13 protein-coding genes are annotated in these 11843 nt (G+C 63.4%); 8 read left to right on the top strand and 5 right to left on the bottom strand.

From position 1 onward, the window contains the following. Nucleotides 1–56 precede the first annotated feature (56 nt). The 4 genes from BI327_RS07170 to BI327_RS07155 are packed head-to-tail and all read left to right on the top strand — an operon-like array spanning nucleotide 57 to nucleotide 3369. A complete protein-coding gene (locus BI327_RS07170; protein WP_076858997.1) occupies nucleotides 57–1262 on the top strand; it encodes a CaiB/BaiF CoA transferase family protein in 1206 nt (401 codons plus the stop codon). 16 nt (nucleotides 1263–1278) lie between these two features. Beyond that, nucleotides 1279–2055, top strand: coding sequence for an enoyl-CoA hydratase/isomerase family protein (locus BI327_RS07165; RefSeq protein ID WP_076858996.1), 777 nt, complete (start codon nucleotides 1279–1281; stop codon nucleotides 2053–2055). Beyond that, entirely contained in the window at nucleotides 2056–2511 is a 456-nt protein-coding gene (locus BI327_RS07160; RefSeq protein ID WP_076858995.1) for a MaoC family dehydratase, read from the top strand. Nucleotides 2512–2514: 3 nt separating this feature from the next. Further along, a complete protein-coding gene (locus BI327_RS07155; protein ID WP_076858994.1) occupies nucleotides 2515–3369 on the top strand; it encodes an HpcH/HpaI aldolase/citrate lyase family protein in 855 nt (284 codons plus the stop codon). A gap of 10 nt (nucleotides 3370–3379) precedes the next feature. Here the strand turns inward: BI327_RS07155 and BI327_RS07150 are convergent, their stop codons facing one another. Together BI327_RS07150 and BI327_RS07145 are read right to left on the bottom strand one after the other, a co-directional pair. Then, a complete protein-coding gene (locus BI327_RS07150) occupies nucleotides 3380–4972 on the bottom strand; it encodes an ATP-binding protein (protein ID WP_076858993.1) in 1593 nt (530 codons plus the stop codon). Continuing rightward, nucleotides 4969–5670, bottom strand: a complete 702-nt coding sequence (locus BI327_RS07145; RefSeq protein WP_076859298.1) for a response regulator transcription factor — start codon at nucleotides 5668–5670, stop codon at nucleotides 4969–4971. Before BI327_RS07145 ends, BI327_RS07150 begins: the two co-directional genes overlap by 4 nt. Nucleotides 5671–5990: 320 nt before the next feature. Here BI327_RS07145 and BI327_RS07140 point away from each other — a divergent pair, with 320 nt between their 5' ends. Next, a complete protein-coding gene (locus tag BI327_RS07140; protein ID WP_076858992.1) occupies nucleotides 5991–7295 on the top strand; it encodes a glycoside hydrolase family 3 N-terminal domain-containing protein in 1305 nt (434 codons plus the stop codon). 9 nt (nucleotides 7296–7304) lie between these two features. Here BI327_RS07140 and BI327_RS07135 read toward each other — a convergent pair whose 3' ends face one another. The 3 genes from BI327_RS07135 to BI327_RS07125 all read right to left on the bottom strand — a co-directional run bounded on the left by BI327_RS07135 (nucleotide 7305) and on the right by BI327_RS07125 (nucleotide 9684). Next, nucleotides 7305–8459: an OpgC domain-containing protein gene (locus BI327_RS07135; protein ID WP_076858991.1), complete on the bottom strand. Its 1155-nt coding sequence runs from the start codon at nucleotides 8457–8459 to the stop codon at nucleotides 7305–7307. A 165-nt stretch (nucleotides 8460–8624) separates the two neighbouring features. Next, nucleotides 8625–8900: a hypothetical protein gene (locus BI327_RS07130; protein ID WP_076858990.1), complete on the bottom strand. Its 276-nt coding sequence runs from the start codon at nucleotides 8898–8900 to the stop codon at nucleotides 8625–8627. Nucleotides 8901–9048: 148 nt separating this feature from the next. Then, nucleotides 9049–9684: a LexA family transcriptional regulator gene (locus BI327_RS07125; RefSeq protein ID WP_076858989.1), complete on the bottom strand. Its 636-nt coding sequence runs from the start codon at nucleotides 9682–9684 to the stop codon at nucleotides 9049–9051. 127 nt (nucleotides 9685–9811) lie between these two features. Here BI327_RS07125 and BI327_RS07120 point away from each other — a divergent pair, with 127 nt between their 5' ends. The 3 genes from BI327_RS07120 (at nucleotide 9812) to BI327_RS07110 (ending at nucleotide 11835) form a co-directional block, all read left to right on the top strand. Beyond that, nucleotides 9812–10372 (top strand): GcrA family cell cycle regulator, encoded by a 561-nt coding sequence (locus tag BI327_RS07120; RefSeq protein WP_076858988.1) that lies wholly within the window; start codon nucleotides 9812–9814, stop codon nucleotides 10370–10372. A gap of 94 nt (nucleotides 10373–10466) precedes the next feature. Beyond that, nucleotides 10467–11042, top strand: a complete 576-nt coding sequence (locus BI327_RS07115; RefSeq protein ID WP_076858987.1) for a DUF6456 domain-containing protein — start codon at nucleotides 10467–10469, stop codon at nucleotides 11040–11042. Nucleotides 11043–11412: 370 nt separating this feature from the next. After that, nucleotides 11413–11835 carry a GFA family protein gene (locus tag BI327_RS07110; RefSeq protein WP_076858986.1) on the top strand — a complete coding sequence of 141 codons (423 nt, stop codon included), beginning with the start codon at nucleotides 11413–11415 and terminating at the stop codon, nucleotides 11833–11835. The last annotated feature ends 8 nt before the right edge of the window (nucleotides 11836–11843 follow it).

Raw genomic sequence — 11843 nt, 5'->3', positions numbered from 1 at the left:
TAGCGGTTTCCGATCGGATCATGCCCCAGAGGCCTTCGACAGACGTGGGAGGACAAATGGCGGGCGAACGCAAGCTGACGCCGACGCACGAGGCGCCGTATCGCGGGCTGAAGGTGCTCGATTTCGGGCAAGGGATCGCCTCACCCTATTGCGCGATGCTGCTCGGGGTCTATGGCGCCGACGTCATCAAGGTCGAGCCGCCGGAAGGCGACTGGTCGCGCTATCTGGGCACGACCTACGGCAATCACACGACCCTGTCGGCGGTCTACAACCGCGGCAAGCGTAGCCTGTGCCTCGACATGAAACACAAGGACGGGATCGCGATCGCGCAGCGGTTGGCGCGCGAGGCCGACGTGCTCATTGAAGGGTTTCGCCCCGGTGTCGCCGAGCGGCTTGGGCTCGGCTACGAGAGCCTGGCGTGCGACAATCCGGGCTTGGTCTACCTGTCGGTCAGCGGCTTCGGGCAAAGCGGGCCTTATGCCAAGCGGCCCGGCTCGGATTCGGTGGCGCAGGCGTTCTCGGGACTGGTCTCGGTCAATGTCGGCACCGATGGCGTGCCGCATCGGGTCGGCACCACGATCTCCGACGTCGTCACCGGCGTCTACGCTTTCCAGGCGATCGCGACGACGTTGTTTGCGCGCGCAACGGTCGGCACCGGCCGCTGGATCGACGTCAATCTTTGCCAGTCGACATCGGCGCTGCTCGGTCACAAGGTCGCGGAGTTCATCCTCGAGGGCGGTGCGCCGCGCGCGCTGAACGTGCCGGCCGGCACCTACCAGACGCAGGACGGCTGGATGATGGTGACGCTGGTGAACGAGCCGCAATACAAGCGGCTGTGCGGTGCGATCGGCCGCGAGGATCTCGCCAGCGATCCGCGCTTCGCCGACTTCGCCCGCCGCGCCGATGCCGCCGACGCTCTCATCCCGCAGCTGCGCGAGGTGTTCCGGACGCAGCCGACGGACGCCTGGCTGACGTACCTGCACGCCGCCGACATCATCGCGGAGCGGATCCTCAATCCCGGCGAATGGCTGCGCAATGCCCATGTCGAGGCGACCAGGGCGTCGGTCCGCCAGGATACGCCGGGCGTCGGCGCGGTCTATTCGCCGCGGACACCGGGGATCGCGAGCCTGTCCGAGGATCACCTGTGTCCCGCGCCGGACGTTGGACAGGACAGCCGGGCTGTGCTGACAGAGGCTGGATTTGGCTCCGCGGAGATCGACGGCCTGCTGCTGTCGGGCGCGGTGCGGCAGGCCAAGCGATGAGGGGAGGTAGCAGATCATGAGCACAAACCTGGTTCGTTACTCGGTCACTGAGCAGATTGCGGAGATCGTGCTGGATCGCGCGCCGGTGAACGCGCTCAGCATTCCCCTGATCGACGCGCTGCTGGCGGCGCTGGCGAAGGCGCGCGATGATGAGGCGGTGCGCGCCGTGATCATCAGCAGCGCCCACAAGGTGTTTTGCGCCGGTCTCGATCTCGACATCGTCAGGGGCAAGCCCGCGATCGAGACCAAGACATTCCTCGAGCGGCTGTACTTCGCGCTAAACGATACGCAGTACCGCATGGGTAAGCCGACGATCGCGGCGATCGACGGCGCGGTGCGGGCCGGCGGCATGACCATCGCGATCTCCTGCGACATGATCGTCGCGGGCGACAGTTCGACCTTCGGCTATCCAGAGATCGATGTCGGCCTGATTCCGGCGATCCACTTCGTGCAATTGCCACGGCTGGTCGGAAAGCATCAGGCATTCGGCCCGTTGTTCCTCGGCGAGCCATTCGATGCGGCAACCGCCTTTCGGATGGGCCTGCTCAGCGAAGTGGTGCCGAAGGGCACCGCGCTGGCGCGTGCCCGCGAGATCGCGCGCAAACTGGCGGCGAAATCGCCGATCGTCATGAAGATCGGCCGCGACGCCTTCATGCGTGCGGTGGATGCCGATTTCCGCCGCTCGGTCGAGAACACGGCGGAGAGTTTCGTGGTGGTCGCGTCGACGGAAGATTGCCAGGAAGGGCTGAATGCGTTCGTCGAGAAGCGGACGCCCAACTACAAGGGACGTTAAATGGCTGGATTGTATTTCGAGGAGTTCGAGGTTGGGCAGGAATTCCATCACGAGTTCAGCCGGACCGTGACAGAAATGGACAACACCATGTTCAGCCTGCTGACAATGAATCCGCAGCCGTTGCACATCGACGCGCATTTCGCCGAGAAGACCGAGTTCGGGCAACGGCTGTTCAACAGCCTCTACACGCTCGGTATCATGATCGGCATGAGCGTGTATGACACGACCCTGGGCACCACGGTCGGCAATCTCGGCATGACCGACGTCAAGTTCCCAAAGCCGGTGTTCCATGGCGACACGCTGAAAGCGCACACGAAGATCATCGGCAAGCGCGCCAGCAAGTCGCGCCCGACCCAGGGCATTGTCGAATTCGAGCACACCATGACCAATCAGCGTGGTGAGGTGGTGGCAAGCTGCCGCCGCACCGGCCTGATGCACTGCAAGCCGAAGGCATAGACGATGCGATCGTTCCTGTTCGTTCCCGGCGACAGCACCCGGAAATATGAGAGCGCGAAGAAGACCGCGGCCGATGCGCTGATCCTCGATCTCGAGGATTCCATCGCGCCGGACCAGAAGGTCGTCGCGCGCGGCATCACGCGCGCAATGCTCGATGCGCGCAATCCGGACCAGAAGCTCTATATCCGCGTCAATGCGCTCGACACCGACCTGACGCTCGGCGATCTCGCCGCCGTAATGCCCGGCAAGCCCGATGGCATCGTGCTGCCGAAATGCGCCGGCGCCGCCGACGTCAACAAGCTGGCGCTCTATCTCGATGCGTTCGAGGCTGCTTCAGGTATCCCGCAGGGGTCCACACGGATCGTCACGGTCGCGACCGAAACGGCGCGCGCGGTGCTGAAAATCCTCGACTTCGAGAATATGAGCCCGCGGCTGTGGGGCATGATGTGGGGCGCGGAGGATCTCGCAGCCTCGCTCGGCGCTACCCGCAACCGCACTGACGGCCGCTATCACTCACCCTTCATTCTGGCCCGCGATCTCTGCCTGATCGGCGCGGCCGCGGCCGGGGTGGTGGCGATCGACACCATCGCGACCGACATCAACGATCTCGATGCGCTGAAGGCCGAGGCGATCGCCGCGCGGCAGGACGGCTTCCTCGCCAAGGCCGTGATCCATCCCAAGCATGTCGATGTCGTCAACGCGGCATTCATGCCGACCGATGAGGAGATCGCATGGTCGGAGCGGGTGATCGCCGCGTTCGCCGACAATCCGTCGGGTGTCGCCAAGATGGACGGCAAGATGCTGGATAAGCCTCACCTGCGTGCCGCCGAGAAGATCCTGGCGTCGCGCAGGAAATAGGGCGACCCGGTCAGACGGCCGGGAACTCCAGCGCGAAGGCGACGCCCCGGCTGGATGGTAAAAGACGGATCGTGCCGCCATGGGTCGCCATGACGGCCTGCGCGATGGCGAGCCCCATGCCCGTGCCGCCGCTATCGCGTCGGGTGGTGAAGAAGGCGTCGAAGACCTTGTCGCTGTTGGCATCGGAGATCGGGTCGCCGTCGTTGCTCACCGTCATGCTGATGATGGAAGCTTCGCCGCGTGCCTCCAGCCGCACGGATGTCGCATTGTGACGGAACGCATTGTCGGCCAGATGCGCCAGCACGATCAGCGCCTTTTCGCCGGACATCCCGATTGAGCGATCGAGGCTGCCGCTAGCCACGATCGTCCGCCCGGCAAAGCGGCTCTTCAGGGTCTCGATGACGGTCGAGAGAGGGGTCTGCTCGTTCTGCGGCGCACTTTCCGCGCGCGCAAGCTCGCGCAGCCGCTGGCTCATCGCATCGAGCCGTTCGACGTCGCCAATAATGTTCGAGATGAAGCTCTGTTGCTCGGATCGGGTCAGGATATCCGATTTGCTCTGGAGGGAATCCTGCAGCAGCTCAGCTGCGCCCCTGATCGATGTCAGCGGTGATTTCAACTCGTGGGTCAGGTGTGCCGAGAAGGTGGCGATGTAGTCGGAGCGGCGCGACAATTGCTGGGCCATCTCGAGAAAGCTATCGGAGAGTTGGGCGAGCTCCCGGGTGCCATAGTGCTGCAGCGGCCGAAACGCGTTGCGGTCGCCGCGGCCGATCCGCACGGCGCGATCGACGAGCTCGCGCATCGGACGGGTGACCGTGCGTGAGAACATCAGCCCGATCGCAACCGTCGCCAGCAGCACCGCCAATGTGGCGAGCAGGAACTTGCCGCGCTCCTGATAGAGATGGTCGAAGATGTTGCTCGGCGTTCGCGACGTGTAGATCACGCCGGCAACGTGATCGTTGACGATCACGGGCATCGCGGAGAAGACATGAACGCCGACGCCACGGCTGATCGAATAGATCGGCGGCGGAGGCTTGTCCGGCATGCGGATGCGCAACGCGGCGCTGTACTGGCCTCCGAGCGCCGCGGCGACTTCCTCGATATGGGCGAGCGACTGTCCGACCTCCTGGCGACCGGCGATCACCACGCCTTGCGGGTCGAGGATGCGGAAGCCCGCAAGCGTGACTTTTTGCGTCTCCAGGATGATGGGCATCAGCCGGGCACCGATCTCGACATAGGCCGGATCCGCGGGCTTTGGCGCAGGCAGCGCATCGGGCCGTCGCCGTAGCAAGTCGTTGCCGGCGAGATCGAGCGCAGGCCGGATCGGGGTCACCTGATCGCCGGGATCGGGTAATGCCTCCGGCGGCACGATCGCGCCGAGCGGGATGCCCTTGTCGAGCTGCGCCTGCACGTCCGTTGCATAGATCGCAGCCAGCACGCGGCTCTGCGCGATCAGCTCGGCCTGGGTCTGATGAATCAGCTGGTTGTCGTAGAGGCGGAAGAAGAACAGCCCCATCAGCGGCAGCATCGCGACCAAGGCGAGCACGGTGAATATCACGAAGCTGAGCGACGGTCGCCACTTCTGGTCGGCGCGGAAGGACGTCATGCCGGGGGCTCGCAGCGCCCGAGCTTGAAGCCGACGCCGTGCACGGTCTCGATGACGTTCTCACACTGCGCCGCGGCGAGCTTGGCCCTGATGTTGCGGATGTGGCTGTCGATCGTGCGGTCGGAGACCTGGATGTTGAGGTGATATGCCGCACTCATGATCTGCTCGCGGTTGAACACCGCCGTCGGCCGGGTCAGGAAGGCGCGCAGGATCCCGAATTCGATCGCGGTGAGATGAAGCGCCGTGCCGGCGAAGGTCGCAACGTGCTGCTCGGGATCGATCGAAAGCTGTCCCCGCGACAGCACGGCCGCCTCCGGCATCGCACCTGCACGCGGCATCAGACGCCGCAGGATGACATTGATCCTCGCGACGAGCTCGCGCGGACTGAACGGCTTGGTCACATAGTCGTCGCCGCCGATCTCAAGGCCGAGGACGCGATCGATTTCCTCGTCGCGGGCGGAAAGGAACAGGATCGGCACGTCGGACGATTTGCGGATCTCGCGGCAGACGTCGAGGCCATCGAACTCCGGCATGCCGATGTCGAGCACGAGGAGGTCCGGCCGTTCGCCGGCAAATCGGGCCAGGGCGTCCTTGCCGTCGCGCGCTTCGGTCACACTCATGCCGGCTTTCTTGAGGGCGACACGGATGACCTCGCGGATATGCGGGTCATCGTCGACGACGAGAATTCGGTGGGTCAACGGGATCTCCGAATGCGGCGTGCTGGTCACGCCTTTGCGCTCGCTTGATGCAATTGTCTTACAAGGCAACTGCCGCGGGAGACAAGAACGGATCGGCATCAAGACGGTCGGCTCATCTGGCTACGTCCATCGCGGGCGGATCAGACCCGGCCCGCAGCCCGGCAAAATTGAGCCTTGCATGTGCAGCGGGTGAGAACGCTGCCAGCAGGAGTTCAGGATTCTTATGCAGATTGCGTGCAGACGCAGCTTATCGGCTCGTGCTGGTGAATCTCGTCTGATACGGACGAGGCCGAGCGTCCCTCTCCATCATGCGTGCTCCCATGCAAGTCAGCAAAAGCATCGGCATTAGCCTGCTCTGGATCGTCGGCTTCGTATTGGTCTGCGCAGGCATCAGCAACAACGATCCGTATCTGGTCCCGTTGCGCGGGACGGGCAATCTTCTCCTCGTGGTGGCGAGCGCAGCCGTCGTGCTTTTGCTGGTTCGCCGCACCGGGTGGCGCAGGCGGACGCTAGCGGGGAGGCTGCTGGTCATCCTGTGGTGCCTGCCGCCGCTCGCGGTGCTCGCCGCGCATGGTGTGTTCGAGCTGCGAAAGCACCGTGTTCTCCGGACTGAGCCGGTTCTCGCGCGGTCGCTCGGACAGCATTTCATCGTCGGCTACCGGTCGTTTGACGAGGTCGCGCCACTTGTGGAGAAGGGGTTCATTGCCGGCATCTATGTCACCGGGCGCAACGTCGCCGGCAGGACGGCTGACGCGCTGAAGACGGAAATCGCCGCGCTGCAGGCCAGGAGGGGGGCCGCGGGGCTGCCGCCACTGATGGTCGCGACGGATCAGGAAGGCGGCATTGTTTCACACCTCGTGCCGCCGCTGACGCGGCTGCCCGCGCTTGCCTCATTGGCCGACCTGGCGCCGGATGAGCGCAAGGCAAAAGCCGAGGAGTTCGGCCGCATCCATGGACGCGAACTGGCGTCGCTTGGCATCAATCTTAATCTTGCCCCGGTGCTCGACCTGCGGCCGGACGCCAGGCACGATCGGCTCGATTTCAATACGCTGATCAATCAGCGGGCGATTTCCGCTGACCCGGCCAAGGTGAGCGCGGTCGCAGGCGCCTACATTCATGGTCTCGAATCCGCAGGCGTCAGCGCCACGGTGAAGCACTTTCCGGGATTGGGCCGCGTGCGCGCCGACACGCACCACTTCGACGCCGATCTCGATACGCCGGTCGGCGAACTGGACGCGACCGACTGGCGTCCGTTCCGCGATGTGCTGTCAACGACCGGCGCACGCCTGATGGTCGGGCATGTCGCGGTGAGTGCGCTCGACCCCGGTCGGCCTGCATCGCACTCAAAGGTCGTCGTCGATGGGCTGCTCCGGAAGACCTGGAACTACCAGGGCATCGTCATGACGGACGATCTGGTGATGGGCGCGATCTATCAGCACGATGTCTGCACCGCGGTCGTGGAGGCGTTGAACGCGGGCGTCGATCTCCTGCTGGTCGCCTATGACGGGTTGCAATTTTACCGTCTGTTCGCTTGTGCGACCGATGCGGCCGCGCGAGGGGAGCTCGACGCCGCAATGCTGCACGACAGCGAGACGCGGCTGGGCCGCGCCTTGCTGATCGACTAGGGAGCAAATTCAGGAATGAGCTCCGACGGCCGATTTATTGTCCTGCTGCTTCGACCACGAGACGTAGTAGGCAACCGCAATCATCGCCGCGATGCCGGCGACGCTGACCACAACCTGCCTGATCACCGAGTTCGGGCCGGTGATCAGGATCAGGTGCGCGGCAAAGGAGAGGAACACGCCTGCACAAAACACGGCGAGCCACTCCTCGCCGCACTTGATGATCGGCTGCAAGGCGTAGGAGCGCAGGTACCCCCAATTGCACGGCACCAGCAAGGTAAACAGGAATGTCAGGGCCAGGAAATGCAGGATGCGGTGCGGCGCGATGTCCTCCCGGTCGCTGGGCAAGAGCACATCACTCAATTCAGTCGGCATCATCTGGGCGAGGGCCGGGATCTCGCTGCTGGAGACGATCGCGAGCGCGAACACCAGATACAACAGGGCCGCAGCGCGCAGCGTCGGCATGGCCTGCATCGCGCGAATCTCGGGCGCGTACCGCTTGCCGACCAGCGCGAGCCAGCCGCCCATCACAAACAGCAATTGCCAGCAGAACGGGTTCAGGTACCAGTATCCGTCGGGGTATGACATCAGGTTCCAGTCGAGCACGCGGGCGGTCGCATAAAGCGCCGCGGAGCCGGCGAGCGTCGCGTTGGGTACATAGAACAACCCGCATATGACAATGGGCTGGAACGCCATCAGGACGATGCTGAGTTGCAGCACGTCGAGATTGAGCGGCTTGGCCTGCAGGAACAGGCCGTAGATCAGCGTTCGAATCCCGTGATCGATAAAGCCGGTGATGTTGAACTCGCTGATGATCTCGGGCGCCGCGGTCCGGGCCGCAACGTAGCTGATCAACTCGACATAGATGACGAACAGAACGATGTAGGCCGCGTAGAGCTGCCACACGCGCCTGAAGATGCGGGTGGCCGCTACCAGCATTCCGCGTTCCGCGGCCATCCTCGTGTAGATCAGCGTTGTCGTGTAGCCACCGACGAACACAAACAGGTCGGTGGCGCCGCTAAAGCCGAAGTTGCGCATGGTCAGCGCGCTGACGACGTTGTGCGGAATATGGTCCAGGAACAGAAACCAGTTCGCGATGCCAAGCAGCAGCGCGATCCTGAGATCGCCATCGGCCTTCGCGATCTCGGCGTTTGTTGTCGGAGTCATCTGAAGCTGAAATCTGCCGGCCCGAGAAAACGAATCGTCAATCTAGAGGGAACCCACGCCCGGTCCGAATAGACTCTGCGTGAACCCTATCTAGTCCGTTTCGGGTTCCGGCCAAGTGGTCGGCTCAAGAAAGATCACGGTTTCGCAATCGGCACGTGACTGAGGTCAGACCGGCTCGTGTTTGCGCAGGTCACGGGCGTGATCCAGCGTATTGGCCTGCAGGTCGGCGCCGGTCGGGGCGATCTCCGGCAGGGCGGCCTCGGTAAGGATGTCGACCGTGACATCTTCGACCGAGCACTCGGCGATCTCGTGGATGAAGCTGATGTTTGTGTATTCTCCCGATGCGACCCGCGAGACGACCTCGCGCCGTGTCATTTCAGGATCGACGATCGCCTCGCGGCCACGGCGGCCATAGTCGATCATGACGACAAAATACTGCATGCCTGATGGTTCGATGCGTTGACTGTCATCGACCATTATTTCCGATAATCGGAAATATGTCAAGAGGGGTCGCCGATAATCGGAATTCGGGCGGGCGCTCCGACCGATTCGTGCTCCGAATCGGTCAGGCAGGTGCCGAAGCAGCGCTCTACTTCTCGGACGATCGGCCGCCCTTGGAAGTGGATTTGCGGCCCTTCGCCGCCGTCTTGCCGCGCAGCCTTTCGATCTGGCCGCGGGGCAGGGTGACGCAGATTTCGCCGATCCATTCGAGCTTGACGCCGTTGATCGGCTTGGCGTTGAAGCTCTTGAGGTTGACGGTGCCGGAAGAACTGCCGCGTTCGATCGTCTTCAGGTAACGCTCGCCGCTCTTCAGCCGGACCGCAGCCTCCTCTCCGTAGAAGCTCGACAGCGGATAGCGCTGCTCGCGATAGACCACGATGACGTCGCCGTTCTCGTATTTCGGCAGCATCGAATCGCCCGAGACCTCGAAAGCAACGGTCTCCTCCGTCATCGGGAACGGGAGTTCGATCTCCCCGAGCCCTTCCGGCGGTACCTGCTCGAGCTCCGGCTGGATCGATGCGCCGGCGCCGACCCGGCCCACGATCGGGACCGAGTTCAGCTCCAGATATTCCATGATCGGGGCGATCTCCGATGCCTTGATCAACCTGATTCCCGAAAGAATTTCGGAAACCGCCCCGGCCCGAACGCCCATTGCGCGGGCCAGCCCGCCTTTGCTCTTCCCTGTCTTTTCCAGTGCCCGTTCGATCAGTGCCGCATCCAGCATGTTTCATCCTCTCCAAGCCTGGATACATTACTACCGTTACGATTATCAGAAATCAAGCTTGACTTTTTGTTCGGAATATCGGAAGTTGTGCGAGGCGCCGGCGGAATGACAAAAATGGGAATTTGGAATGGAAATGATGAATTGGCTGCCGGAGCATTCGGCAGCCTTGCAGGACCTGCGCGCCCGCGGCTTGTCCTATTCGGAAATCGCTGACGCGATCAACGCAACCTTCAACACGGCCTATACACGTTACGCGGCGCTCAGCCGGGCCCAGCGCATGGGGTTGGCGGGCCTCGGTCGGTTCGAGCCGTCCCTGCCGGGGCACCTCGACCCGCCCAAACCGGCCTTGCCGGAGCTTCCGAAGATCGGCCGTCTCGGTGCGGGGCAGGCCGAGCTGAAGCCCGATTGGCTTCGCTGGCCGAAGATCTTCGTCGAACCGGAGGAGATGCCTCAGCTTCGTTGCGCGGCAGTCGAGCCGCGGCACCTGTCCCTGCTCGACCTCAAGCGCGGAGACTGCCGCTATCCCTATGGCGGGGATGCCGACGGCGAAGCCGTTACCTTCTGCGGTCACCCGTGCCGGCCGGACTCGAGCTACTGCTCCCCGCATTTTCACCTGAGCCGCGACCCCGAGGCCTCGGCGAGGCCAGTCTTGAGCGACGCCTGGCTTCAGGCCGTCGAGGCCATCTGAGGGAATCCATCTCCCGGCCGACGGACGTCGGCCCGCAACCGCGGTCGCGCGGAAGCCTCCGCGCGCCCATCATCAGAGGTCTTGGAGGTAACCAATGCCGCGCGCAAAACGCCGGAAGCCATACGATCCCGCAGGAACACATGACCGGTGCTCCCGGGATCTGCCCTTTAATGCCGAGGTGGCGACCATCGAGGTGGACGATCCCCTTGCGCTCGAGCCCGGCGATAAGATCGTGGCGTTTCGCTCGATCCGTAGCGATCCGCTGGGACGGCTGCACGCACACCGGCAGATCGACGACACGCAGTATCGGAGCGGTCGGGCCTTCCAGTACGATTGGGAAAAGGCCGAGCGCGGCCCTCGCGCGGTGGATACGACACGCGAATACGTCGATGGCGGTCAGCAACGCGAGGCGATCACGGAGGGGCAGCGCCAGGCGACATTGCGTTTGAACCGCGCCGAGCACGAGCTTGGCGCTGACGGTTCGGCGCTGGTGCACGACGTCTTGATCCTCGGCATGACCATGGAGCAGGTTGGACAGCGACGCGGACTGCGCACGCAGCGCTGGCAGGACTATTTTGCACGGCGTCTCAAGGAATGCCTGGATCGGCTGGCGCTGATGTATGGGCTTGCCACGGTCAATCGAGTTCCCGCAAAGGACCGGCAATGCTGATCTAGCGTGAAGTGCTGACGTGCCGGTCGCCGCGCAGGCTTCCGGCGCGCCGGCAATCTTCACATGCGGCACTGTGCAATTGCCTCACACTGAGCTCCATCTTGTCTGCGATGGCAGATGTGTCCGGTCAGGCCGTGTCGAAGATGGTCGACAGCGGCGCGGACTCTCATGTAGCTTTGCTTGTGTCGACGACCTGCCTGCATTCGAGTGCAGTGATTGCCTCTTGCGCGGGGAATGGTCTGGTACGTCCACAAGGGAGTTCGCAGCGGCTACGCCCGTTTACGTCTTGTCCAGCATCGCAAACATCACGAGTAACGTGGGTCGATGCCGGCGCGGAGTCCGATCAAATTCACCCAAGGAGAATCGACCGATGAATCACACTGGAAACTGCTTTTGCGGCGCTGTCGAACTCAAGGTCACGGGAGAACCTGAGGCGATGGGCTACTGCCACTGCCGTTCATGCCGTTCCTGGTCCGGCGGTCCGGTGAATGCGTTCAGCCTCTGGAAGCCCGAGGCCGTCGAGGTCACCAAGGGCGCCGATCATATCGAAACCTTCGAAAAGACCGCGATGAGCCAGCGCAAATACTGCACCAAGTGCGGCGGCCACTTGATGACCAACCACCCGACGCTTGGGCTCGTCGACGTGTTCACGGCGACGATCCCGACGCTGAAGTTCAGCCCTGGCGTTCACGTCAACTATTCCGAGGCGGTGCTGCCGATACGCGATGGCCTGCCGAAGTTGAAGGACTTTCCGGCCGAGTTCGGCGGCTCCGGTGAAGTGATCGCTGAATAGCGCGACTG

It is taken from the genome of Bradyrhizobium mercantei, assembly GCF_001982635.1.
GTDB lineage: Bacteria > Pseudomonadota > Alphaproteobacteria > Rhizobiales > Xanthobacteraceae > Bradyrhizobium > Bradyrhizobium mercantei.
The sequence above is the reverse complement of the archived record's forward strand: the minus strand, read 5'-3'. Positions and strand labels throughout refer to the sequence as shown.

Excerpts from the sequence above, each read along its gene's own strand:
- BI327_RS07150 (WP_076858993.1), bottom strand. The coding sequence starts at position 4,972 with ATGACGTCCTTCCGCGCCGACCAGAAGTGGCGACCGTCGCTCAGCTTC.
- BI327_RS07165 (WP_076858996.1), top strand. The coding sequence starts at position 1,279 with ATGAGCACAAACCTGGTTCGTTACTCGGTCACTGAGCAGATTGCGGAG.
- BI327_RS07160 (WP_076858995.1), top strand. The coding sequence starts at position 2,056 with ATGGCTGGATTGTATTTCGAGGAGTTCGAGGTTGGGCAGGAATTCCAT.
- BI327_RS07110 (WP_076858986.1), top strand. The coding sequence starts at position 11,413 with ATGAATCACACTGGAAACTGCTTTTGCGGCGCTGTCGAACTCAAGGTC.
- BI327_RS07155 (WP_076858994.1), top strand. The coding sequence starts at position 2,515 with ATGCGATCGTTCCTGTTCGTTCCCGGCGACAGCACCCGGAAATATGAG.
- BI327_RS07140 (WP_076858992.1), top strand. The coding sequence starts at position 5,991 with ATGCAAGTCAGCAAAAGCATCGGCATTAGCCTGCTCTGGATCGTCGGC.
- BI327_RS07130 (WP_076858990.1), bottom strand. The coding sequence starts at position 8,900 with ATGCAGTATTTTGTCGTCATGATCGACTATGGCCGCCGTGGCCGCGAG.
- BI327_RS07135 (WP_076858991.1), bottom strand. The coding sequence starts at position 8,459 with ATGACTCCGACAACAAACGCCGAGATCGCGAAGGCCGATGGCGATCTC.
- BI327_RS07115 (WP_076858987.1), top strand. The coding sequence starts at position 10,467 with ATGCCGCGCGCAAAACGCCGGAAGCCATACGATCCCGCAGGAACACAT.
- BI327_RS07120 (WP_076858988.1), top strand. The coding sequence starts at position 9,812 with ATGGAAATGATGAATTGGCTGCCGGAGCATTCGGCAGCCTTGCAGGAC.
- BI327_RS07170 (WP_076858997.1), top strand. The coding sequence starts at position 57 with ATGGCGGGCGAACGCAAGCTGACGCCGACGCACGAGGCGCCGTATCGC.
- BI327_RS07125 (WP_076858989.1), bottom strand. The coding sequence starts at position 9,684 with ATGCTGGATGCGGCACTGATCGAACGGGCACTGGAAAAGACAGGGAAG.